The sequence below is a fragment of the Phycisphaerales bacterium AB-hyl4 genome (assembly GCA_041821185.1).
Taxonomy (GTDB): Bacteria; Planctomycetota; Phycisphaerae; order Phycisphaerales; family Phycisphaeraceae; genus Natronomicrosphaera; species Natronomicrosphaera hydrolytica.
This window is the reverse complement of sequence record JBGUBD010000002.1, coordinates 473344-498086: the sequence shown is the minus strand read 5'-3', so window position 1 is coordinate 498086 and position 24743 is coordinate 473344. Positions and strand designations below refer to the sequence as shown.

19 protein-coding genes are annotated in these 24743 nt (G+C 61.6%); 3 read left to right on the top strand and 16 right to left on the bottom strand.

Translation table 11 applies throughout. From position 1 onward, the window contains the following. Window positions 1-11 precede the first annotated feature (11 nt). From ACERK3_04600 to ACERK3_04585, 4 genes are all read right to left on the bottom strand, one after another. Window positions 12-2420, bottom strand: coding sequence for a putative bifunctional diguanylate cyclase/phosphodiesterase (locus ACERK3_04600; GenBank protein MFA9477571.1), 2409 nt, complete (start codon window positions 2418-2420; stop codon window positions 12-14). Continuing rightward, complete coding sequence (locus tag ACERK3_04595; GenBank protein ID MFA9477570.1) at window positions 2413-3060, bottom strand: hypothetical protein; 648 nt, start codon at window positions 3058-3060, stop codon at window positions 2413-2415. Before ACERK3_04595 ends, ACERK3_04600 begins: the two co-directional genes overlap by 8 nt. 245 nt (window positions 3061-3305) lie before the next feature. After that, window positions 3306-3839 carry a PH domain-containing protein gene (locus ACERK3_04590; protein ID MFA9477569.1) on the bottom strand — a complete coding sequence of 178 codons (534 nt, stop codon included), beginning with the start codon at window positions 3837-3839 and terminating at the stop codon, window positions 3306-3308. Between the two features lie 101 nt (window positions 3840-3940). Next, complete coding sequence (locus ACERK3_04585) at window positions 3941-4774, bottom strand: helix-turn-helix domain-containing protein (GenBank protein MFA9477568.1); 834 nt, start codon at window positions 4772-4774, stop codon at window positions 3941-3943. Window positions 4775-4897: 123 nt separating this feature from the next. Here ACERK3_04585 and ACERK3_04580 point away from each other — a divergent pair, with 123 nt between their 5' ends. Together ACERK3_04580 and ACERK3_04575 are read left to right on the top strand one after the other, a co-directional pair. Then, entirely contained in the window at window positions 4898-6796 is a 1899-nt protein-coding gene (locus ACERK3_04580; GenBank protein ID MFA9477567.1) for an FAD-dependent oxidoreductase, read from the top strand. Window positions 6797-6907: 111 nt separating this feature from the next. Then, a complete protein-coding gene (locus ACERK3_04575; protein MFA9477566.1) occupies window positions 6908-7330 on the top strand; it encodes a secondary thiamine-phosphate synthase enzyme YjbQ in 423 nt (140 codons plus the stop codon). A gap of 5 nt (window positions 7331-7335) precedes the next feature. On the opposite strand, the gene ACERK3_04570 is transcribed toward ACERK3_04575, so the two are convergent. From ACERK3_04570 to ACERK3_04550, 5 genes are all read right to left on the bottom strand, one after another. Next, window positions 7336-8553 (bottom strand): acetylxylan esterase, encoded by a 1218-nt coding sequence (locus ACERK3_04570; protein MFA9477565.1) that lies wholly within the window; start codon window positions 8551-8553, stop codon window positions 7336-7338. A gap of 103 nt (window positions 8554-8656) precedes the next feature. Beyond that, the gene (locus tag ACERK3_04565; GenBank protein MFA9477564.1) at window positions 8657-11668 is read right to left on the bottom strand and encodes a proline dehydrogenase family protein; all 3012 of its coding nucleotides are present in this window, start codon (window positions 11666-11668) and stop codon (window positions 8657-8659) included. 139 nt (window positions 11669-11807) lie between these two features. Further along, a complete protein-coding gene (locus ACERK3_04560) occupies window positions 11808-12383 on the bottom strand; it encodes a hypothetical protein (protein MFA9477563.1) in 576 nt (191 codons plus the stop codon). Between the two features lie 49 nt (window positions 12384-12432). After that, window positions 12433-13464 (bottom strand): DUF4056 domain-containing protein, encoded by a 1032-nt coding sequence (locus ACERK3_04555; protein MFA9477562.1) that lies wholly within the window; start codon window positions 13462-13464, stop codon window positions 12433-12435. A 175-nt stretch (window positions 13465-13639) separates the two neighbouring features. After that, on the bottom strand, window positions 13640-15046 hold the full coding sequence (locus ACERK3_04550) for a PhoPQ-activated pathogenicity-related family protein (protein ID MFA9477561.1): 1407 nt from the start codon (window positions 15044-15046) through the stop codon (window positions 13640-13642). A 322-nt stretch (window positions 15047-15368) separates the two neighbouring features. On the opposite strand from ACERK3_04550, the gene recA reads away from it, so the two are divergent. Then, entirely contained in the window at window positions 15369-16445 is a 1077-nt protein-coding gene (gene recA, locus ACERK3_04545) for a recombinase RecA (protein MFA9477560.1), read from the top strand. 274 nt (window positions 16446-16719) lie between these two features. Here the strand turns inward: recA and ACERK3_04540 are convergent, their stop codons facing one another. The 7 genes from ACERK3_04540 to ACERK3_04510 all read right to left on the bottom strand — a co-directional run bounded on the left by ACERK3_04540 (window position 16720) and on the right by ACERK3_04510 (window position 24738). Next, entirely contained in the window at window positions 16720-17058 is a 339-nt protein-coding gene (locus tag ACERK3_04540; protein ID MFA9477559.1) for a P-II family nitrogen regulator, read from the bottom strand. A gap of 128 nt (window positions 17059-17186) precedes the next feature. Beyond that, a complete protein-coding gene (locus ACERK3_04535; GenBank protein ID MFA9477558.1) occupies window positions 17187-18443 on the bottom strand; it encodes an ammonium transporter in 1257 nt (418 codons plus the stop codon). A 995-nt stretch (window positions 18444-19438) separates the two neighbouring features. Continuing rightward, the gene (gene rplI, locus ACERK3_04530) at window positions 19439-19999 is read right to left on the bottom strand and encodes a 50S ribosomal protein L9 (protein MFA9477557.1); all 561 of its coding nucleotides are present in this window, start codon (window positions 19997-19999) and stop codon (window positions 19439-19441) included. A gap of 102 nt (window positions 20000-20101) precedes the next feature. Continuing rightward, window positions 20102-20599 (bottom strand): single-stranded DNA-binding protein, encoded by a 498-nt coding sequence (locus ACERK3_04525; GenBank protein ID MFA9477556.1) that lies wholly within the window; start codon window positions 20597-20599, stop codon window positions 20102-20104. A 102-nt stretch (window positions 20600-20701) separates the two neighbouring features. Beyond that, a complete protein-coding gene (rpsF, locus tag ACERK3_04520; GenBank protein MFA9477555.1) occupies window positions 20702-21133 on the bottom strand; it encodes a 30S ribosomal protein S6 in 432 nt (143 codons plus the stop codon). Window positions 21134-21331: 198 nt separating this feature from the next. Next, entirely contained in the window at window positions 21332-23755 is a 2424-nt protein-coding gene (locus ACERK3_04515; protein MFA9477554.1) for a DUF6785 family protein, read from the bottom strand. A 44-nt stretch (window positions 23756-23799) separates the two neighbouring features. Next, window positions 23800-24738 (bottom strand): glucosamine-6-phosphate isomerase, encoded by a 939-nt coding sequence (locus ACERK3_04510; GenBank protein ID MFA9477553.1) that lies wholly within the window; start codon window positions 24736-24738, stop codon window positions 23800-23802. Between the last annotated feature and the right edge of the window lie 5 nt (window positions 24739-24743).

Genomic DNA, 24743 nt, shown 5'->3' with positions numbered 1-24743 from the left:
TTCAGGGACGACTATTTATGGTGGGCCAGATCATTCCCAAACCGACCATTTGAGGATACACCCGCCAGTCGCCCACCCCCTGTATGGTCCATTCCAGACTGTGACAACAGCTTGATAAATTCATCGCCGGGCATTGGCCGGGCGAAGATGTAGCCTTGCCCGAGGTCACAATCCATGCTTTGGAGCATGGCGACCTGCTCGGGCGTTTCGAGCCCTTCCCCAACGACTTCGAGTTCAAGATTGTGAGCAAGGGTGACAATGGCCTGCATGACGCCGGCAAACTTGTGGCGGCGCATCATATTCTGCACGAAACTGCGGTCCACCTTGAGGATATCCAGTGGGTAACGATGCAAACTACTCAGAGAAGAGTGGCCTGTACCGAAGTCGTCCATGGCGAGGCGAATCCCAGCGTCGCGAATCTCCTGCATGACCGTGATCGTGTCGTGGCGTTCTGCCATCACAGCGCTCTCGCTCAGTTCCAATCGAAGCAGGTTGGCGTCGACGCCAACTTCATTGAGTATCTGTTTGATGACGGTAACCAAACCGGGATAAATCAACTGGCGCTGTGCGAGGTTAACGTTCACATAAAGCGGTCGCGTGTTGATCTGGTTCCATCGTTTGACCTGTTCGCAGGCTTCGCGGATGAAATGTTCACCGATCGGGATAATCAGCCCGGTTTCTTCCGCGATGCCGATGAATTCGTCAGGCGAGATCATGCCACGCTCGTCGTGGTTCCAGCGTGCCAAGGCTTCAGCGCCACGGATGGAGCCATCCTGCAATGAAATGATTGGCTGGTACTCGAGTGTGAGCGACTTCGACTTGATCGCACGGCGGAGATCCTCTTCCATCGTGAGACGTTGCTTGGCCTTGTTGTGCATGTGCGTATCGAAGAGTCGCTGCTGTGACTTGCCGTTCTGCTTGGCGACGTACATGGCGGCGTCTGCGTCTCGAAGCATTTCGGAGGCATCTTCATATCCGATGCTCCAGATCGTCACACCGATGCTTGCCGTCGAGACCAATTCGTGCCCGGCAACGTCGTGCGGCTCAGCCAGTTGTTTAAGTAGCTGTTCCGTCTGATCGATGGCGTCTTGTTGCGTTCGGACGTGCATGAGCAGAGCGAACTCGTCACCCCCAAAACGCGCTGCGACGTCGCCCTTCGCCAGACTGGAGGTAAGCCGTTGGGCAATGCCCTTTAACAGTTCGTCGCCAGCTTCGTGTCCGAGGCTGTCGTTGATGACCTTAAAGCGATCAAAGTCGAGAAACAGCACAGCAAAAAGCGACCCGCTTTGTTTCCCATAGAGAATTGCACGCTGCACACGGTCGGTGAACAGTTGACGGTTGGGCAGGCCCGTGAGCCGGTCATGCTGGGCCAGCCGACGAAGCTCTTCCTGCGCCCGCTTCAAATCGGTAATGTCAGAAAGCGAACCAGCGATGCGCACAGCCTTGGTGTGCCCCTCTGGGATCACGGCCGCGGCTCGGCAGCGCATATGACGAATCGAACCGTCGGCATGATCCATACTCAGTTCAATGTCGATCGCTTCTGTTTCGCCTTCGGTCAGAGAAACGATGGCCTTGTCGAAAGCGGGCAGGTCGGCCGAGATAATGCGTTCAGTCCACTCGCGAGGCGAGTCGCTGACCTCGTCTTCGTCACAGCCGAGCAACTGCTTCCACCGCGAGGCGTAGTACACCTGATTGGCGTGCAGGTCCCAATCCCACAGGCCATCGCGCGATCCACGGACGGCCAGCGCGTATCGCTGTTCACTTTCACGGAGTTCGGCGGTGCGTTGCTTGACCTGCACTTCAACGCTGGCGCGGGCGTTTTCCACCTGAGCGTGGGAGGCGGCGATACGTCGCCATTCGCGGTCGCCCTGAATACAACTGATAACAAGGAAGAAGTCGATAAAGATGACCCACATCGCATGTTCGAGCGCCCGCCAGGGTGTAGAGGACAGTACGCCGAAAACGGATTCGGGCCAGTAGATGCCGCGCACCAGATGTTCGAAGCTGACAACAATGGTGGCTGGGACAAGCACACGCCAATCGCGGTAAAACGCGAGGAACGCCAGCGAGCCGAACACATGAAAATGCGTTTCAATACGGCCGCCCATGAGATGAATCAACAGGGCGGAGTAGAGCATTTGAGCGATGGCGATGGTGTACCGCGTGACCGGCTCCCCGCGCCGGAAAATGATCAGCACCAACGGCAGAATGGTCAGCAGCAGCCCCATACCGAGCGCCGACCAGACGTGCAGATGCACATGGCTGCTCGAACCGATCCATGTGCGTGGCGAAACCGTAATGGCGATGAGTACCGCGGCGAACAGTTGCAATACCAACAGGCCGCCGAACATCAGGTCGGTCTGGCGGTGCGATTGAAGTCGAAGTTGCTTGTATAGAAAGGTATCAGAGGTGTTATTCATGGCAGATCCCATGTTCGACACAGACTTCAGGTGAAATGTCACACGCCTGCTGATCAGGTGACAACAGCGGACAGCCGAAGACGCGAGCGGATTGGGCTACGGCCTGGCCGTCAAGATGAGCGAGAATGGATTGCGTGCCAAGGTTTGCACCTTCGTGGCCTCGGGCTGGCGTGATGCCACCGGCGAAAAGCCGTCGGGCGTTGGGGCTGTACATCGCGACCATGCCGGACGTGGTCGCCCCGGCTTGGCGGGCCAGGCGGCCATCGCTGTCGACGTGAAAGGTGGTGTCGGGCATGCGGCGGGCACGCTCCCACAGGTCGGTCTTTCGCCAGTTCGAGTCGGCGTCAACAGGTTTGTAAAAGAGGATGCGCGTGGTGAACGTGCCTGGTCGCTGAGCCTGTAGCCGTTCCAACTCTGAAAAGGTGGCCCGAGAACAGGGACATCGCGGGTGGATGAACACGACAAGGGTCGGGCGATCAGAATCGAGCAGATCCTGAGCGTTCGGCGACCAGTCAGCAGTGGCCGCCCTCGTCTCCCCCGGGGTGTTGCTGTAGTGCCAGATGGAAAACAGCCCCACGCCCACCAGCACAAGCCACAGGCCAACGCTCCATGTCACCCAGTTTTGCAACGGTTGCGTCATACATGCTGACCGATTTATTGATGCTGACAACTGTTAAATGTCTACAGCTAAATCTATTGCGCACAATTCCGGCCACCCCCGCACCGGCTGAAATGTGTCGTCGCCGGGGTATAGCATCGGTTCGATGACCGAAGCAATTAATAGGCACCCTGAAAACGCGCCTGCCGATCGGCGGTCAAACCAAGATGTATGCTTGACAGAAAGGGAGAGGCTGCCCCTACGACCACGCCGCCAGTCGGCCGCGTTCAATCGGATTCCTGGCTCATTGCCAGGCGGTATTGGTCGATGGTTTCCTTGGCCTTGTAGATCCGTGGCAGTCCGCTGACCTGGACGTCCCACCCAGCTTTGCCGGCGCTGGCAATGCTCAGCGTGCCCACGCCGACGATGCGCTCCCATACCGTCTGCGTTAGTTGGACGTTGCGCACATGACGATGCCACACCTCGGTGATATGCACGGACAACAGCCCACGGCGAAGGCGGGTGCGTGAACTGGTAACGATGAACGTCGTCCGCCGCGTCTGCAGCCACCACCAGGCCATCGCGAGCATGGCAATCGCGCTCATGCCAAGCCCCACCGCCAGCCCGGCCAGTCGCAGATCCCCTTCGAGTTGCATCGCAAACGCGGCGCCCGCCACCCCGCCAACGATGCCCAGCACACCCAGGCTGAACCAGATGGGACGCGCCCGAAACATGGCCGGGTTCGCGCAATAGAACACCTCCTCTTCGGGGGCGTCGCTGGCTTTCGGTGCGCGAGGATCATGCGTGTCGATCTGATTCATGGTTCGCTCCGGCGTTGGCTGACGAGAGCATGATAGATGTGGACACGTCCAGGCGAAAGCTTAGGCCGACGTACGCTGTGCGTTTCGCTATGAATCGCACGTTAATGACGCACGATCGGAACGCCAAGGTGCTGCAGCGAATTTCGATAGGCGGTCGGACTCACACCTAAGTGTCGCGTGAATTGCTTGGAAAAGAAGAATAGGTCGCGGTAGCCAAGCATCTCGGCGATCTGGGTGACCGTCAGCCCCGACTCGGCGAGCAGGTGCTGGGCGTGACTCAATCGCGTGCGAAGCCGGTACTGCTGCGGACTCAGGCCGATCACACGGCGAAACTCTCGTGAAAAATGAGAAAGGCTCACCCCCGCCCGTCGAGCCGCGCCCGCAACATCAAGCGGATGCTCCGGATGGTCGCGCAGCACGACCGCAAGTTCCTCGACGCGCGCTCGCAATGAATGGTCATCGCGGCGAACGTCAGCCACCTCGGACGAGTGCATCAGGTCCAGCAGCACCGCTTGCAACAGCGCCTCGGCCGCAGGCGGCGCGTCCGCCGGTTCACCCCAGCGCGTCGGCGGCGCGGGCACGACGCCTTCAACGATCCGGCGGGTCGCCGCATCCATGTAGCTGACGTCGGAGACGTGGAAAAACTCAGGCGGCGGCTGCGCGAAGCGACCGGCAAAATGAATGTAGGTAAACCCCAGCGGATTGCGATCGTCCGAGCCGGCATCGTAGATGCCGCCCGGTCGCATCCATGCACAAAAGCCCGGCCGCAGTTCGAATCGCTGGGTGCGCGTCGCCATCCACCCCGCCCCACGCCACACGAACCACAACTCATAATCGCGCAGGTTCAGCGAATTCTCCCGACTTCGGCCCCACCCCACGCCGGTCACAAGTCGGCCGCAGGGATGGTTGATGCGGGTCGCGGGAAGCTTGGCCATATCAAAATAGTACAAGCAAAGAGCAAGCCGGGCCATTCCCAAATCGCGATTCCACCGTCAATATAGGCACATCCAATACGGATCAAGAGCCCGCCTCCCGACACGAAACCGAAAGTCTGCACAATGAGCACAAATACAACCGGATTGCACCACGGAACGCTCGAATGTGACGTCTGCGTCGTCGGCGGCGGGATGGCCGGCCTTTGTGCCGCCATCGCCTCGGCCCGCCATGGTGCGACAACCATCCTCGTTCACGACCGCGCCGTCCTCGGCGGCAACGCGTCCAGCGAAATCCGCATGTGGATCTGCGGTGCACGCGGCGACCACAACAAAGAAACCGGCATCCTCGAAGAGATTCAACTCGAAAACGCCTACCGCAACCCCGCCGGCCACTACAACATCTGGGACACCGTCCTCTACGAAAAGGCCTTCTTTCAAACCAACCTGACCACGCTGCTGAACACCTCCTGCCTCGACGCATGTGTCACCAAGCACGGCGACCAGACCACAATCGAATCCATCGACGCCTGGCAACTCACCAGCCAGACCCGCTTCACCATCCACGCAAAACAGTTCATCGACTGCTCAGGCGACAGTATTCTCGCGCCGCTCACCGGCGCCGACACGCGGGCCGGCCGTGAGGCCCGACACGAGTTCGACGAAGACATCGAGCCTTCCGTCGCCGACGGCAAGACGATGGGCAACTCGCTGCTGATTCAGATCCGTCGCACGGACGAGCCGCAGCCGTTCATCGCACCGAAGTGGGCTTACAAATTCGAAAGCCCCGACGACATGCCCCACCGCATGCACGGGCTCAACGGACACAACTTCTGGTGGATCGAAGTTGGCGGTCTGGATGACACGATCAAAGACGCCGAGCGCATCCGTGATGAACTGATGAAGATCTGTTGGGGCGTGTGGGACTACATCAAGAACCGCGCTCCCGAGCGCGACAAGGCCGAGTGCTGGGGTCTGGAATGGGTCGGCTCACTGCCGGGTAAACGAGAAAACCGTCGCTACCTTGGCGATCACATCCTCACGCAAAATGACATCCGCGACGGCGGCCGCTTTGCCGACACGATCGCCTTCGGCGGCTGGCCGATGGACGACCACCACCCCGCCGCCATCCTCTACCCCGGCAAGCCCACCGTGTTCCACCCGGCCCCGTCGCCCTACGGCATCCCCTACCGCAGCCTCTATTCACGCAACGTCAGCAACCTGCTCTGCGCCGGGCGGAACATCAGCGTCACCCACGCAGCGCTCTCATCCACGCGCGTCATGGCCACCTGCGCCATCATCGGTCAGGCCGCCGGCACCGCCGCTGCACTCTGCCACAAGCACCACTGCAACCCGCGCGACATCCACAGCGCCCACCTCGACGAATTGCAGCAAAAACTCATGAACGACGATGCTTGGCTACCGGCCATTTCACGCCCGGTCAGCGATCTGGCCCGGCAAGCCGAGTTGCACGCCGACGGCAACAACGCGCAACATCTGCACGACGGCCTCGACCGTGACCGCAAGGGCCAGTCCCACGCATGGGCTGGCCCTATCGGCAGCGCAATCGAATACCGCTGGGCACAGCCCGTCGCGGTCGGCGGCGCGCGATTCACTTTTGACAGCAATCTGCAAAACGACAAGCGCATGCCATGCAGCTATCCGCAGCGTGGCGATCGTTCTGCCGTGCCTTCGTCGCTGGTTCGGCAGTATCGTCTCGAAGCGGTCGACAGCGACGGTCAGTGGCAGGTGATTCATCGAGAGTCGAACAACTACAGCCGACTCGTCCGCCTGCCGTTGAACATCCAGACGCAGGGCTTGCGATTTGTACCCGAGCAGACGTGGGGCGACGAGGCGGTGCGCGTGTTTGCATTCGAACCGATGACACATAGCGATACCGTGCCGCCAACCGTGCCCGAGGGCCCGCGATTCGCGGAAGTGGTGGCGAGCACCCCCGCGGAGCATCTCGCTCCGCCGGAGTCGGGCATGGAAGATCCGACGAGCAAGTTCAGTCACAGCGCTTAACGAAGCCTCGGCCGAGACATACCGGTGGAAAAACACTCGCCGGCGGTTACACTCGGCAGGCGATTCACTCAGGCCCGCGGTTATTCAACGCTTCAACATCGAGTTGCCAAAATGAAATCCACCACCGAATACCTGACCTTCAACGTGTCGGCCCGGATGGGCTTCGTCAACATCACTTCCGATATCGAACACCTCGTCACCCAAAGTGGCGTGCAGGAAGGCCTGCTTCTCGTCAATGCCATGCACATCACCGCCAGCGTCTTCATCAACGACAACGAGCCTGGCCTGCATGACGACTACAAAAAGTGGCTGGAGCAACTCGCGCCATTCGACGCGTCACCGCAGCGATACGCTCACAACCGGACTGGTGAAGACAACGCCGACGCACACATGAAACGGCAGATCATGGGACGCGAAGTGGTGGTGGCGATCACGAAAGGCAAACTCGACTTCGGCCCGTGGGAGCAGATCTTCTACGGCGAGTTTGACGGCCGCCGCCCCAAACGCGTGCTCGTCAAAATCATTGGCGAATGACCTCACTACGAAACGAGAAACCGGTCGGCGTGATCAAGGTAATACGCCCAGTCTTCGGACGTGATCCCATGCGTCCCCTGGCGGATATGGTACGACTGCACGCCATGCACCGGCTCGCCGATCGGCGGCATCGCCTCGGCTGACAAACCGCCCATCCCAAGCAGGTGATACACCGGCTCGGCCGCCTTCAATGCGAGAAACTCACCGAGCGGGTCCGCCCAAAGATCTTCATCCGCACTGGCCACATAGATCGGACGAGGGGCGAGCAGCGCAAGGAACATATGCTGATCAAGCGGCAGCGCATTCTCGCGACCGCTGTAACGCTTGTAGTTGCCGCAAAACCAATGCGGAAATTTCTCGTTGATAATGCCCACCGTCTCACCAAAGCATCGGCGACTCAGCGCCGCGCCGGTGCAGCCGGAGTTGTTGGAAATCGCCATTGCAAACCGCTCATCCTGCGCCGCCGCCCATACGGCCGCCTTGCCCAGACGCGAGTGGCCGACCGCCGTGACGCGCGTGGCATCAGCTTGCTCGTCCGTTTCCAGGTAGTCGAGTATACGTTGCAGTCCCCACGCCCAGATGCCGATCGCGCCCGCCTCTTCCGCACCGGGCAGGCCCGTCCGATCCGGAGCGAACAACCCCTGTACGCCATCACGATAGAAGTCGGCGTTGTCCGGCGCAAGGTCGCCGTAGTACATGGTCGCCACCCCGTAGCCGCGCCCCACGATTTCTCGGACAGGCCATCGCGACGCCGCCTTGCCACGCGACGCTTCGGTTGCACGATGATTGACGACCGCATAGGGATCAGACGCCCGCATCCATCGCGATGAGAGCGTGATAGCCGGGTCATCCTGCACCGTATGATTGCCAAAGAAGTTCAGCCCGGCGAACATCGGCGTCGGTCCCTCGACATGCGCGGGCAGGTAAATCAGCAGTTCAAGCGGCGTGATTTCGGGAACGTCAAAATGAAGGCGAATCTGCCTGCGCACTGCCAGGCCGTCAAGCGCGTCGGCCGATGATTCGTAGACCTCGGCTCGCATGTTGGCTGGTCGAGGCGGGGCTTGGCCGTACACTTGCGAGCGGAACAAGGCGAGCAACTCGCTTCGACGACGACGCCAGTCGTCAGGTGTTTGTGCCAGTTCACCGTTTTCAAATCGCAACAGATCGGGCAGTTCGTACGCGGGCACTTGCGTTTCGTTGTAGTTCGCTTCGAGACTTGGCATAGTGTAGCTTCCGCGCGGCCGCATCGGCGATGTTACGAAAATTTATGGGTATGTCACAATTGTATGGTTCGCAGTATAGCAGCTTCGAGAAGCCTGCTTCGAGTCAACGGTGCTGCGATTCGCCTTCGCCCAGCAGGTCGAACACGTCTGGCGAGAAACCGCTGCGTAATGCGTTTTCAGTACACACGGTGGAATTGACGAACTGACGCAGGTATGCATCGCCGCCTGCCTTTTCGCCAACCCCCGACAGCCCGAACCCGCCGAACGGCTGCCTGCCAACGAGCGAACCCGTGCTGCCCCGATTCAGGTAAAGGTTGCCAACCGCAAAGCGATGCCGGGCTTTGGCCAGGTGGCTGGGCGTTCGGCTGATGATCGCGCCCGTGAGTTTGTACTCCGATGCGTTGGCGATTTCGATCGCTTCGTCGATATCCTTCGCCTGCAACACTGTCAGCACGGGGCCGAAGATCTCCTCGCGAGCAATGCGATGTTCAGGCTGCACCTCGGTGAAGATATGCGGCGCGACAAACGGCTTGCCCACCTTCGCCGCCAATCCCACCGGAACGTCACCGGCGTACGCAAGGCGTGCCTCCTGCTTGCCGATGTCGATGTATGCGTTGATCTTTTCAGCCGCTTCGTCGTCGATCACCGGGCCGACGTCCGTGCTCGGCTCGCGCGGGTCGCCCACCACCAGCGCTCGCGTCGACTCGATCAGCCGTTCGACAAATCGTTCGCCATCGCTCGGCCGCCCCCCCACCACAATCACTCGACTGCACGCACTGCACTTTTGCCCGCTATAGCCGAAGGCCGCGTCGCGCACCTCCAGCACAGCCAGGTCCGGGTCCGCCGACGCGTCAACAATAATCGCGTTCTTCCCGCCCATCTCACAGATCAGCCGCTTAGTGTGATGCTGGCCCGGCGTAACTTTTGCAGCGACGCGCATCAACTCCACTCCCACCTGTCTCGATCCGGTAAAAGCAATCAACGCCACTCGCGGGTCGTCTGCGAGCGTCGCGCCGACCGTCTCACCCCGGCCGGGCATAAGTTGCACCACGTCTTCCGGCACGCCGGCGGCATGCAGCCGATCGACCATCGCGCGGGCCAGGCGAGGTGTCTGTTCCGCCGGCTTGACGATAGCGGTGTTGCCCGTCACCAGTGATGCTGACGTCATGCCCGTGCAGATCGCCAACGGAAAGTTCCACGGACTGATCACCACCGCCACACCCCGCGGACGATGAAAAACGTGGTTGTGCTCGGCGATGTATCGACCCAGCCGACGCTGATCAAACAGCCCCACTGCCTGCCTTGCGTAATATTCGAGGAAGTCGATCGCTTCGCACACGTCCGCGTCGGCGGATCGCCACGGCTTACCCGACTCGCGAATGACCAACGCCGACAGCGCATCGCGATCGCGACGCATCAGGTCCGCGGCCTTAATAAGCAAGTTGGCGCGCTCGCGCACCGGCCGATCGGCCCACGCATCAAACGCCGACCGCACCACCCCCACCGCTGCTGTCGCTTCCTCGGCCGACACCTCCGCAGGCGGCGCGATGTCGTCCAAATCCGCAATCGCTCGCGCAAACGCTTCCCGTTTCGCCGCCACCGAAAAGTCGCGAGGCGGCTCGTTCGTAAACGCCTCGCCATCCCCCACCGCATCATCGCGCGGGCTCAGCGCATGCACCGACGCACCGTTGAGCGTCGTCTCATTGATCGCCACCTCATCCGGCTCAGGCGGTGCGGGCGCGGCGAGCAACTGCTCTACGTTCATCTTCCCGCTCGCCTGGCCCAGCAGCCACGACTGGTTCGACGTGTTCTCCAGCAGTCTGCGAACCAGGTAAGCCATGCCGGGAACAAGTTCGCCGATGGGCACATATTCCCGTACGCGCAGCCCCATTTCATGTGCCGCCGCCTTAATCGGGTCCGCCATGCCGCGCAGCATCTGCAACTCAACCGCCTCCGTCGGCAAGCCCGCCTTCCGCAACTGCGCCAGCGCCGCCACCACCGAACGCACGTTATGCGAACCCACCGCCAGCAGCGTCCCTGGCGCACCAGCCTCGCGCGGCGTCGCGTCAATCAACCGCTGCGTCATCCGCTCGAAGCACGCGTCCGTCTGCCGTTTGTCGGTCCACACTGGCATCGGCCAACCGTGCTGCTGCGCGTGCGCAAGCTCGTAGTCCCAGTACGCCCCCTTCACCAGCCGAACCGTCACCAACCGCTCGGCCTTGCGCGTCCACTCGATCAGCCGCTTCGCATCAGACTCGGCGGAGCGCAGATATGCCTGCAACACTACGCCGGCATGAAACGGCCAACGCTCGGCCGCGGCCATGAAAAGATCCAGCGTCAGGTCCTTCAGCGCATGCTGCTCCATGTCGAAGTTGATCAACACGCCACGCTCAACCGCCCGCTCGAGGATCGGCTCAAGCCGATCGAGCAATTGCGCGATCGTGCGATCATGGTCCGCCGGATCGATACGCGGATGCAGCGACGAAATTTTCAACGACACGTTCACACGCGGCACCGGCCCGCGGTGATCGCGTTCCAGCAGTGTATTGCCCGGCCAATCGCGCGACGCCTCCGACAACGTCTCGATCAACGCTAGGTAACGCTGCTGATAGACCGCTGCCTCCACATCACTCACGCACGCTTCCCCCAGCAGATCCAGGCTGAAGGCAACGCCTTCGTCCCATCGCTTACGCAAGTAAGGCAGCGCCGCCGCGGCATCCTCGCCCGCGATGAACATCCTCGCCATCTGCTCGATCTGCCCCGTAATCGTCCGCGTCAACGTGCCCGGCAGCAGTGCCCCCGCCTTCAGCCCGGCGGACAACCCCGGCGGCATCCGTACACCCGGCGCCCGCAGGTATTCATCCACATGCTGGCGCACCGCCTCCGGCGTGCCAAGCACGGGAAACACATCCACAAAGCGAAACAACTGCGTCTTGAACGCCGGGTCCTTCGTCGCCCAGTCCATCATTTTGTCGGACCAGAACGACGCCGCCATCATGCCCTGCTGATGCGCTTGCATGTGATCGAGCATTTCTCGCCCGATCGCCGTCGCGACGGCCTCCAACGACAGCCCCGCAGCATCGACATGCAGCGCCCCCTCCCCCTGTTGCTTCATTCGACGTTTACGAAAACCAAGCATGGCATGGTTCCGGTCTGTTTATGACGTCTGGCCCGTCGACCTGCCATTCTAGGCCTTGAATCGGGCACGATCGACGCACCGCCGACCGGCCGCTCACCGCCTCAGTTACCATCGCTCAGCGTTGAAGCGGCTGATCCACCCGCCATCGCGACAAGACCGACTGCCTTCGCACATTACAGCCAAGCGTTGTCAGCCAGCCACTGACCGTATGGTTCGAGTTGCTCAACAAAGTGTAAGGCCCCGGCCGGCGGATAAACGTGAGATCCACAATCGCATTGTCAATCGCCTCGCCATCGTGTTCGCGAAACAACTTCTCCAGTTCATCACGCAACTGATGCACCGCCTCGCGTTCAACCTGGATCAGATAGACATGTCTGACCGGCACGACCAGATGCTCGCGAACCTGCTGTCCGTCGACCGGCCCGGGCATGATCCGCCGGCCCAAAGTCGCTTCGGTGGGCAGGAACAGCGCCCGCAACGCGCCGGGCGGATGCCGCCGCGCTTGTGCGTAGTAGCGATACTCGCCATATGCATATCGCACGACCTGCTGCTGTTCATCATCCAGTGGCAAGATCAGGCTCGTGCTTCGGCCGTGGTCGATCAACAAAACATCCACCGGATCGCTCACCCCCGACGGCGCCACGACGACCGTCGTGCACCCGCCTGCCACGCCGACCAGCCACAACAGCATCCAAGCCCCCGCCATGCAGACATGTGACGATCTTCCACGCCGACCGCATTCATGGTTGGTCGGCGTCAGGGCCATATCGTTCAATCAACTCCTTGCGAATCGCTTCCATGATGTCGGGAAAATGCTCGAACGGCTTCACCGGCCCCGACTCGATCCCCGCAGCCCGACGGATCTGCGACGCCTCCAGAATAAACGGCCTGATCTGAACTGTATAGAACCCGCAATACCGCCCCTCGTCGATCGCGTCCAGCCGGGGAACCATATACGACTCGCCAAGCCGACCCGGCTCGCCCGGCTCATCCGGGATAAGCCAGGGACGCTGCGGCTCGCCATTCAAACTCAACACCAGGTAACGACGCTTCACACCCCCACGCTCCCACCATCGCCCGCGTACCTCTTCGACCGCTGCCTGCGTCTGCTCCGGCGATACCGCCTGCCAGTATTCCATTTCATGCTCGATCGCAATCGTCATGGCCTCGTTATACGATCGCTCATCATCGTTGATCGCCCGGCCTACCGCACGCAATGCAACCAGGTGGGAAAATGTGTCGTCATGCGTGAACGCCGACGCCGCCTCCGAGCCGATCACGAATCGGCTGTAGCCGAACCATGTCGCGATTTCATGCCACGCGCCCAGAATCCACGCCAACTCTTTGCTGATGCGCAGCGCAAGCTTGTGCGTTAGCTCCGCCTGTTCATCGCAAGCAAGCTGGCCCCAGTCGTCCGGGTAGTGAAACATCACGTCCAGCCGCGAGCCCTTGTTCATCGGAAGGGTCACCTGCTGCGTTTCGTTTTCAATCGCGTCATGCAGTCGCTGATAGTAAAACCAGGTCCAGTCGGCGATGATCCGAATATGCGCCAGGTCGATAAAGCCCCCACGCTCGCTGTAGATCAGCCCCCGGCCGGCCTCGTTAAAACTCAGCCCCCCATAGCGATGCCCGCCCAGATCCTCCGGATCGGCTGTCGTATAAAACGGACTGGGGTACGGCAACGTGCCCATGCGCATCGGCGGCGTCTGCGGCCCACCACAGCCCGTGCTTGCACAAATGATCAGGCCGATCGAGAGAATCACCCACCGCATGTGAAACCGTCCGCTTATGCCTTTCGCCCAATTGCCCCCCAATGCCCCCATCCGAGGACACGCCGCCGCTCTTATTTAGCCGCGGGCCTTGGCCCGCGCTTTCGGCCTGCCCGCCGAAGAGCACGGTATTCAGTTGTAGCAAGGTACCTGGGTCGAAAGCAACCGCAACGTCAGCTCAATTCGCGTCGACCGATGCTTCATCGCCGGATGGCAACATGCGAATGGTTGTCGCCAGGTGCAGCGGAAGCAACTGACGCGGATACGTCAACTCTGCGTAGACCGCCAGGTAGCCTTGCTCTGGCGTCTCCACTTCAGCGATGTAGTGACCGTCATCGTCCGCAGCGAGATTTCGGCTGGTCCAGCGTGCCTTGCGGAAGTCTCGGCTATCCGCGGTCGCCGACCACAGCCGAACGCGCGACACCGACTCGCCCGGCTCGATTGACAACGTCACCCCTTCCGTCGTAGATGCGTACGACCATTGCAGTTCCGGCAACGCCTGCTCGCCCACCGCGTGACGGTGCAATGCCTGCAAGCCACCAAGTATGCGCTGCCAGTCCATCGACAGATCGTGATCCGCATTAGGCACGTATACGATGAATTTCTCCCCCTCCAGATCGTCCCAGTAAAGGTTCAGCGCATCGAGCGTCCAGTAGCCGTCGTTCGTACCCAGCAGCACCATCTTCGGCTGCGTCAGTCGATCGAGGTACGCATGCGGATCAACAATCTGACGCAGTTCCTGACCGCGCGGCGTCATGATGCGATTGGCCAGATCGATCTTCGTATAGTCATCAATCCGCGGCGAAAACACGCCCCACGACTCAACCTGATGCGGAAACTGCTCGTTGATGTTGAGCATGTCGATCACCATCGGCGCCAGCGCCATCACTCGATCATCCACCGCCCCGGCCAGCCACGCTGTCCAACCACGCTTCGACGCGCCGGTCACGGTGAACTGATCGATCTGCAACCCCCGATCTTCCTTCGCGAACGCCTGCACCGCATCCATCCCCCGCACCGCGCTCTTGACCATCGGCAGCAACAGCGGCCAATCCTGCTCGCCTGTGTTCAGGTAATGATCAAAGGTGTAAGCAATCGCCTGGTCTTCCCGCCGACCGTTGAAGATCGGCTGCCGTGGCACGTTCAACAGAATCGCCACCGGCGCACGCAACTGTTGCGCGAAGGTCGCCAGCATCGTCGCTTCTCGCGGGTAGGCCGGCGGGGCGCCTTCCGCCAACGGCTCGGCGTCGCTGTCGCTCCACCGACCGCCCTCGATCACCAGCAACGCGTCCGCGTCGTCCGCGATATTGTCCGGCACGATCAGAAACAGCCGATGCTGCCACGTCATGCCCCGCCATGTCTGCGAGGTCATCGTCAACTCCACTGCGTCGCAATTGCCCAGCCGTGTCCGCTGACGTACATGCCATTCAAAGCTGTCGTCCTCGAGGGCAACGTAGTCGACCAATGCCTGCGTCGGATCGTCCGCCCGGGCCTCGGCCAGCGGCGCTAACGCGAGGCTTGCCAGGCACAACAGGCATGCAACGACTCCCAAACCAATACCGGCGAAGCGAGAAGATTGTTTCAAGGTGAGTCCCTTTGTTCAACGTGGCGGCAATGAGCTGGCAACCGACAGGACGGCTTCCATATTACTTCACCGCCGGGACGCATAACCCTCGCACATCGTCAAAGAATTTTCCCGCCTGCCCCGCCAGATCCGAATGCAGTGACGCAATGCCGTCAGTGTGGAGGCTTAAATTCAATGCGCAGAACCTTGACATAAACCGAACAACGACTATTCTACAGAATCCGATCAAACACCAAACAACGGAACCCCCGCAGGAGCCGCTATCATGGTCCTCTCAACCGCACGCACGACCCCGAATGGAAAATCCACCCGAGGAGCCGCCATGGCCAAATCCACCACCGCCAGCAACACCGATACCGGCCGACAGCAGGCACTCGACCGCGCACTCGGCCAGATCGAGCGAGCCTTCGGCAAAGGCTCGATCATGCGCCTCGACGATGACATCAGTCAGGTCCCGCCCGGCATCTCCACCGGCACGATCAGCCTCGACCTCGCCCTCGGCGGACGCGGCATCCCCCGCGGACGCGTCATCGAAGTGTTCGGCCCGGAAAGCTCCGGCAAAACCACCCTCACCCTCCACGTGATCGCCAACGCCCAGAAAGCCGGCGGCGTCGCGGCCTTCATCGACGCCGAGCACGCCCTCGACCCCTCCTGGGCCCGACGTCTCGGCGTCAACCTCGAAGACCTGCTCGTCTCCCAGCCGGACACCGGCGAACAGGCGCTGGAAATCTGCGAACTGCTCGTTCGCTCCAACGCCGTCGACGTCATCGTCGTCGACTCCGTCGCCGCCCTGATCCCCCGCGCTGAAATCGAAGGCGAGATGGGCGATAGCCACGTCGGCCTCCAGGCACGACTGATGAGCCAGGCCCTCCGCAAGCTCACCGGCGCCATCAACCGCTCCAAGACCAGCGTGATCTTCATCAACCAGATCCGCGAAAAGATCGGCGTGATGTTCGGCAATCCCGAAACCACCCCCGGTGGACGGGCGCTCAAGTTCTACGCATCCGTCCGCATCGATATCCGACGCACTGGCTCAATCAAGGACAGCGACCAGGCCGTAGGCAACCGCACCCGCGCCCGCGTGGTCAAGAACAAGATCGCCCCGCCGTTCCGCGATGCCGAGTTTGACATCATGTTCAACGAAGGCATCAGCGCCACCGGCGACCTGGTCGACCTCGGCGTCAATGAAGAAGTCGTCCAGAAGTCCGGCGCATGGTTCAGCTTCGGCGAAGTCCGCCTCGGTCAGGGACGCGAAAACGCCAAGCAGTTCCTCAAGGACAATCCCGAAGTCGCGGAAGAGATCAAGGCCAAGGTGTTTGAAGCCAAGGGCATCGCCCCCGGCGGCCCCACCGCCCCCGTGCACGAAGCCACCGACGAAGAAGCGGAAGCCGACGAGTAATCCGTCGATATGACACCTGCCATGCGGTGACGCCGTTGCACCATCAAACGCGCAACGACATCCGCTGGCATGACAACGAACAAAGCCTGGGTCCGTGAAGAAACAAACAAGCACGAATGACAGACCGACAGCCGGTCGTCATTCGTGCTTGTTTGCATTTGGCAGCGGGCAGACGCGCCATCGATCCAGACAAAAAAGCCCGACGACGCGGGTGGAGCGCCGTCGGGCCTCTGTCCTCCCTCAAAGAGGGAAGCATCGAACAAGTGAGAGTTGGTCACAAAGCATCGTTGTCGGATTCGCCCGTGCGGATCCGAACGACCTTGCCCAGTTCGTAGACGAACAGCTTGCCGTCGCCCACGCTGCCGGTGCGGGCCGCCTCGACGATGGCGTCCAGCGCCTTGTCGAGATCCTCACTCTTGACCGCGACCTTCAGCAGCACCTTGGGCACGAAGCCCACGTCCATTCGGCCGCCACGGTAGCGTTCGGTGTGGCCTTTCTGCTTGCCGAAGCCTTTGCATTCCACAGCGGTACAACCGAGAACGCCGAGACTGGCCAACTTCGCTTTCACATCGTCCAATGCGGACGGTTTGATGATCGCTTCGATCATGTGCATGGTGTTTATTCCTTTTTGTCGCTTCGCGACTGGATTCAAAGTTCAGGGAACAGGAAACAGGGATTGAGGCGGGCGGTGATCAGAGAAGGCTTCCACCGTTCCCTGACTCCCGCACCCGTACCCCGCGATCAGATCTCGCGAGCGTGGTAGCTCTTGATGTAAACGCGCTGGAAGTCCGGGTAGGCGGACATTTCATGTTCGCCGAGGTCCAGACCTTCGATTTCCTCGCTGGCATCGACGCGGAAGCCCATCAGAGCCTTGACCGCGAAGGCGGCGATGAAGGCGAACACCAGCGTGAACGCCCCGATCGCCAGGATGCCCACCGCCTGCGTGCCGAGTTGACCCACGCCGGCCTCGGCGCCAAAGATGCCCGGAGCGAGCGTGCCCCAGATACCAACGATGCCGTGCACGCTGATTGCGCCCACCGGGTCGTCAATGCGGATGCGGTCGAACGCGAGCACGGAGAAGACCACAATGCCGCCACCGATCAGGCCGATCGCGATCGCTGTCAAAGGCGACTGAAGATCCGCACTGGCGGTGATGGCGACCAGGCCGCCGAGGATGCCGTTCAGCGCCATCGTCAGGTCGGCACTCTTGGTCACGAAGAAGGCGACCAGCGCCGCGGCGATACCGCCTGCCGCCGCCGACAGCGCCGTAGTGGTCAGCACCAGCGATACTTCGTCTGCGTCAGCCGTCAGCACCGAGCCACCGTTGAAGCCGAACCAGCCGAACCACAGCAGGAACACACCGATGCACGCCAGCGGCAGGCTGTGGCCCGGGATCGGGTTGACCGTGCCATCCTTGGCGTACTTGCCCAGACGCGGGCCGAGCACGATGACTGCCGCGAGAGCGGCCCAGCCGCCGACCGAGTGCACCAGCGTCGAGCCGGCAAAGTCGATGAAGCCCATCTCGTCCAACCAGCCGCCGCCCCACACCCACGAGCCGGTGATCGGATAGCTGATCGAAACAATCAGCGTGATATAGACCAGGAACGGCAGGAGCTTGATCCGCTCAGCCACCGCACCGGAGACAATCGTCGCGGCGGTCGCGGCGAACATCGCCTGAAAGAAGAAGTCGGTGTAGTAGGTGAAGCCGTCGTCGTAGGCCGACGTCTGGCCGTCCGCGCCGGGGTCGAGACCGATGCCCGCCCAGCCGAGGATGCCGTCGAGGCCCCACGCGTCCGGGTACATCAGCGAGAAGCCGATGACGCAATAGCTGAGAATGCCGATACAGATGATCATCGTGTTCTTGAACAGGATGTTCACCGTGTTTTTGGCTCGCGTGAGGCCGCTTTCCAGCGACGCGAAACCCAGGTGCATCATGAAGACCATGCAGCCTGCCAACATGATCCACAGGTTATTGACCGTAAACATCTCGCTGGAGATGCCTTCTTCGACCTCGGCGGCGACATCCGCGCCGTCCTCGGCCAAAACCGGAGCTGCGACTGCGAGCATCGCGACCACCGCGAGGCTCAGTCCCAGACTGAACATAATTTTTCTTCCGACCATGAATGACTCCTTAGTGTGAAACGGTTTGTGAGACAGTGTTGACTGAATGTCCGACAGCATCGAACTGCCGATCCTCCGATAGCCGCCTCAGCAGAACCCGACAGACGCCAGGCCGGGCGACACAGGCAGCGGTTCATGACGCCGTGCCTGCCTCACCGGGCCTCGCCCCTCCGACTTCTCCTGAAGCAACCAATGAAACAGGCGAACGCCCCAACGGGACGTCCGCCTGGATGCCCCCACGAACGCCGTGGGGGTGGCCTGCCTTAAGTAAACCAACGCGATCGACTGAGCGATGTCCATAGCTCGCAACTCCCGCCGCCCGAGTAACGCTCGTTCGGCCCACCCTGGGGGTTTTTCTCCGCCCAGCCGACGACATCGCCAGCCGATCGCGTCTTTCCCCTCCGGCCCGCAGCCGGGTCGTTCCCGACCATCAACCGCGGACACCTCCCTATATGGCAATGGCCGTACCAGCCCCACACGCCACCGTGCCGAACGCACGCGAGATCGCTTCCGCAACAGGCGAAATCATTTCTAAACAGCTTTAAAACAGGGAGATATGACTTAAACCGACCTGGAGATAAAATAATGAAGGATTTAGCAGTAGCTAGAATCGCTGCCTTCTTTACGCGCAGGACTTCACAACCCAGCCTTCTAATTATGCAGTTTCATTATCGACGCGTGCCTTCACACGTCACCGGCGAGTCAAGTGGGGATGAATGTCGGCCAAAATCTGGGCATAAAAAAAGCTCGCCTTCCATGCACGCCCGCGCCTGGTTGACGCTGGACACACATGGAAGGCGAGCCGTTTATCTCAGATGATTGATTGGCTACAAACCGCTTATCGCGGCTGCATGTCGCTCAATCGCGAGCGATTAGTCGTCTCGGCCGTGGTAGCCGCCGGACGCCGACTCGTCGGCCGACTCCGCTGCCACCTCGTCACCCTCGCCCGCGTCGCCCTCGGCCTCCAGCTCCTCCGCCGGCTTGTCAGAGACAACCCAGAGCTTGACCTCGGTTTTCAGTTCCTTGTCGATCACGACGGGGATCTGATACGAGTCCAGCCGCTTGATCTGCTGGCCGATGCGGACCCAGCGGTCCTCGACACTGAAGCCGTCGGCTCGCAGCGCCTCGGCGATGTCATGCTGCGACACGCCACCAAACAGCACACCCTGCTCGTTGGCAGAGCGCTCCATGGTGATTTCGTGCTCTTCGAGCTTGCCGATCATTTCCTGCTGGGCGGAGCGGATGGCCTTCATCTCCGCCTCAACCACGGCGCGGCGCTCGGCGAGCCGTTCGATCGAGCCGGGCGTGGGCGTGGTCGCCAGACCGCGCGGCACGAGGAAGTTACGGGCATAGCCGGGTCGAACCTTGACCACGTCGCCGACGATGCCGAGGTTGTCCACGTTGTCCAGAAGCAGAAGTTCGATCTGTTTCATGTTGTCCTTCGCTTTCGCGATTGTTGAAGTTAGGCGCCGCACGGCAGGCTCCATCACCTGCCACTGACACCAGCATGTTGTGAATGCGTAATTGTTCGACGATCAGAACGGAATGTCATCCGCATCGACCGGCTGGTGTGGCTGCTGCGGTGGCTGACCACCACCACCCTGCGACCGCTGCTGCGGGCCGCCCCCGCCACCGCCACCACTCTGGTAGCCACCTCCACCTCCGCCGCCATAGTCGCCGCCCCCACCACCGCCTTCGCCGCCGCGACTGTCGATGAACTGGAAGTTCTCGACGATCACCTCAAGTTTCGAGCGGTTGTTGCCCTGCTGGTCCTGCCACTGGTTGAGGTGCAGTCTACCTTCGATGAACACCGGCCGACCCTTGCGCAGGTACTGGTTGAGCACCTCGGCGCCGCGGGCGAAGGCGGTGCAGTCGATGAAACAGGTTTCTTCCTGCTGCTCGCCCTGCTGGTTCTTCCATCGACGGTTCACAGCCAGCCCCAGCTTGGTGACCGGGGTGTTGTTGGCCGTGTATCGCATCTCGGGGTCCCGCGTAAGGTTCCCCATGAGCATGACCTTGTTCAGGTTCGGCATGTTCGGCTCCACCGGTTTCGGTCAGCGTCGTGCAGACAGACAAACCCCGCCAATGGACCCTGACACCGGGGTGTCAGCCGACCGAAGGCGTGAGGTGAGAAATCAGTTTTCGTTGTCAGCGCCAACCTGCTGAGTCGACGTGGCGTCTTCGCCTTCCGCACCCTCGCGAAGGTCGTCTTCGTCCTGAGCGAGTTGCACGTTGTTGATCGCCGCCTCGATTTCAAGTTCGCCCAGGTGCTCGCCGCGCGTCACCATCACCCGCAGCACCTCTTCGGAGAGGTGGCAGTCGCGTTCAATGGTCGTGATCTTGCCGCCGTGCACACGGAACAGGCCCAGCAGATACGTGCCACGCTTCTGGCCACGGATCGCGTAAGCAAGCTTTCGCTCGTCCCACTTGTTCAGCGCGACGATCTCCGCGCCGGAGCGTTCAAGGATCTCGCGAACCTTGTCCATGCCGCCCTGAACCTCAAGGCCGGAGCGCTGGTCGAGCAGGAACATGGCCTCGTAAAGCGGTAGTTGATTAGAATCGGTCATCGAAAAACGTCTCCTTTGCCGCCTGGTGGCCCCGGTCGACGAGCCGGGACGCCGGTCCTGAATGGTCGTTCATCGCGACCTGGCCAGGCTGCATGCGTAGCCCAGCATCATACCCCGGCCAATCTGCGACAGCAAACCACACCCGCCGCGGCGCTCTCACATATCACGATCAGACCACAACTCAAGCGCCCCGGCAGGTCACGGATAGATGCGGTACACCGGCGGGGCCGTCTCCTGAACGCCGTAGTACACCCCGCTGACGCCGGACCAGACCAGGCCCATCAGCAGTTCGCCGGCGATGATGCCCACCATCAACGGCAGCAGTTGCCGATAGCCGCGCGAGCCGGACACCTGCACGACGAGCACTTTCACCAGCCAGCCGATCATGAACGAAACGCCCAGCCGTGAGGCGGGCATCGTGCCCCAGACCAGGAACAGCACGGGGTGAATCGGCCACCAAGGCAGCCGCAGCCTCGCTACAGCCGTGCCCACCAGCAACACCAGCCCCAACACCATCCAGCCCCACATCGTCGAGTCGAAGCGGGCGTTGGCCAGGCGGTCCAGCCCCGAGGCGGCGGTGGCCTGGCTTAACGTGTCCTGTGCCGAGCTCTCGGCAATGTAACGCGATGCGAACTCAAAGGGCATGTTCGGCAGTGTCTGGGTATCCCAGGTGCTCGCAATGCCCGGCCCGCGATTGTGCGCCAGACTGAACAACGCCACCCCCGCTACCACGAAACCCACCAGCAGCATCACCGTCAGCCACGGCGCCAACCGCCCCGGCTTCGCCGCCTCCGCGCGCTCGGCGACCTGCAAACCGTTGGCCAGGTAGGGCATCAACAACGTGCGCGGATCGCCCACCAGTAAGACACTGCCGATCGCCAGCACCAGGTACGTCGTCGGCCCGATCGCCTCAAACCCCAGCAGGCCCGTGAGAATGCCCACCGGCATCCACCACACCTGCACGAAAAACATCCCCGTCTCGACCACGATTCGCGTCACCACCAGGAACAGCAGCAGCAACATCAGAATAAACACGCTCGCGATGCCCCAACTCAGCCCGGCGGTGTAAAACAGCACCACCAACACCGCGAACAGCACCACCAGCCCGCGCATTGCCCATACCGCGTAGCTTGGCACGTCGGCTGCGCGAGGCAAGCCGACCGCCGAGGCCACCACAGACAGGTAATACCGCCGACCGATGTAAAGAATGATGCCCGCCATGCCGACGTACGCGCCGAATCGCAGCATGTTGCCCTTGCCCGCGCCGATGTATTCGTTGTCGAAGCTGATCCCCGCGGACAGCAGCGCCGCGCCAAGTAGGCCGTAGGCGAACGTCGACGCGCCCAGTGAGAACGACACCGGCGTGGCCAGGAAGAAGCAGAACGCGATCACCGAGAAGTAGATGTAAGGCCGAAACAGCTCACCCGTCCCCGACACCCGCGAGAAGGTCGGGAACAGCTCGGACAATGGTTCAAAGGCCAGCCGCAACGGAATCTCCGGGACTGCCTCGAACCATGCGTGCAGGCCGTTCACGCCGTGCACCAGCACCATCGCGCCCATGCCGAACCAGAACAGCCGACTGCTGGCGATCCGCGGCAGCCAGGCGTCGCCGTCGCGTTCACTCAGTTCATTGACAAACCGCGCAATCGGGTATGGCAGCAGCTCGCGACGCGACCACTGCGGGTGCACGATCAACGTTAGACACAAGCTCGCCAACCCCAGCAGCAGCCCGATTGAGCCCCACACCCGAATCACCGGCCACCACGCCGACCACGGCAACTCACTTATGCCCAACGGCGCGTCCGCGCCCGCCACCACCGTGTCCAGCACGTCATGCCCCGGCGCCGCGCCCAGCAGCATCACGCCATCACCCCGCGGCGGCGGCATCACCGCCTCCGGCAACACGCTCGTCAACCACCACCGGTTCAGCCGAACCAGCGCCCGGCCGGTCAACGGCTCATCCCCATGTGCCTCGACCAACCCGCGCATCGGCGCGGGCAACGCATCCATCTCTGGCGGCGGCTGCGGCGTCAGGTCGCCCGACGTCAGCGCCACATTCACCGCACGAAGCACCACCGCACGCGAGTCCAGCGGCACGTTCCCCTGATCGGCGAAACGCTGGATGATGTTCTGCTGACCGCTCGGCAAAAGCGACCACATCCGCTCCAGCACCGGCTCGCGATCACGCTGCTGCTCGTCCGCCACCGCCAAAACCAGCGCCGACCAGTCCTGCACATGCCCCTCGGCCAGTTGCGGGTCGCCGCCGGGCAGGTAACGCATCACACCGCTGGACTGCCAGTGCGGTTGCGTGCCCTGCCCATGCGCGGGAAACGCGGTGATCGTGACGAAATAACGGAAGTAGCTGAAGCTCGGCCAACCACATGACGCCAGCCCCAGCGCGACGATGATCGCCAACTCCCCCGCCCGCAACGACAAGCCGCTGCCCATGGCGCGCAGCAAAGGATTCAGCACCAGAATGCCCACAACCAGCACGCCAAGCACACCGATGGGCAGGTGATTGCTGATGAACCAACTGCCCTGGATGAACATGTCGTTGAAATGTGTGAACGCCGAAACGAACACGCCAAGCGCCAAGCCGAGGAGGATGGAGCGAACGGTCATCAGCAATCCTTACCGTATGCGTCCGCCGAGGCGGAGCCGGTGAATCAGAGCATCTTGGTTTCGACCTTGCCGAGGCCGCCCCGGTAATAGTGGAAGTGGACGTTGGGATGCTCGGCCAGCAGGCTCATGGGCACACTGGTGTCGGCGATGCCTTTGCTGATCATCAGGGCCGACAGTCGCATGCCGAACGGGTTGTCGTGATAACCCGGGTGCCAGATGCTGACCTTCTCCGCCTTCCACGTCTCGACCGGGCCGACGGTGCACGCACGCGTGGGCACACTGGGCACATAGCCGCCGCCGCTGGTGCGGGCGTTTTGAATCACGGTCATGGGGTGCAGGTCGGTGACACGCGTACCAAGCTTGCGATACTCGCTCGGTGGCGGGGGCGCGTCCTTGTACTTGCCGCTGCGCTTGGGCGGGTCGTTGAAGGCCCAATGCTTCACTTCGCCCTGCCCGCCCTGCATGACCAGGCAGCGGACATCGTCGTAGCTTTTGCTGTACGCCCCAAGGTCGCCGATGGGAAAGTGCAGGTTTTCCTTGGGCATCCGCAGTTTCTTATCGATGCGGTTGAAGCAAAGCTCCATGTCCGCCTTCGCGAAGCCCAGCGGGAAGTCGAGGCCGACCGGTTCATCGTTTTCGTCGATCCACTCGTCCATGCCCCAGAAGTGAGCGTCATGCTTTTTCAGGTCAAGACCAATGGCGTTGACGATGCGGGCCACCAGCGGCAGCTGCTCCGTCGGGCCGATCGGGCCGCAGATCCCCGTCGGATTGTCCGGCGTGCTCTGCAGCCAGGCGTCGACGTACTCCAACGCCTCGGCAGTGTAAAGCTCTTCCAGCGAGTCATAAAAATGAACCTGAAATCCCTCACGCGACAGACCCTTGAGCTTACGCTCGTCGAGCTTCGCGGCATCTTCGAGAAGATCGCCTTCCAACGTGGTGTAATCCCACCAGGCGGGAGCGACTTTGCTGATCGGACGAGGCATGGCGT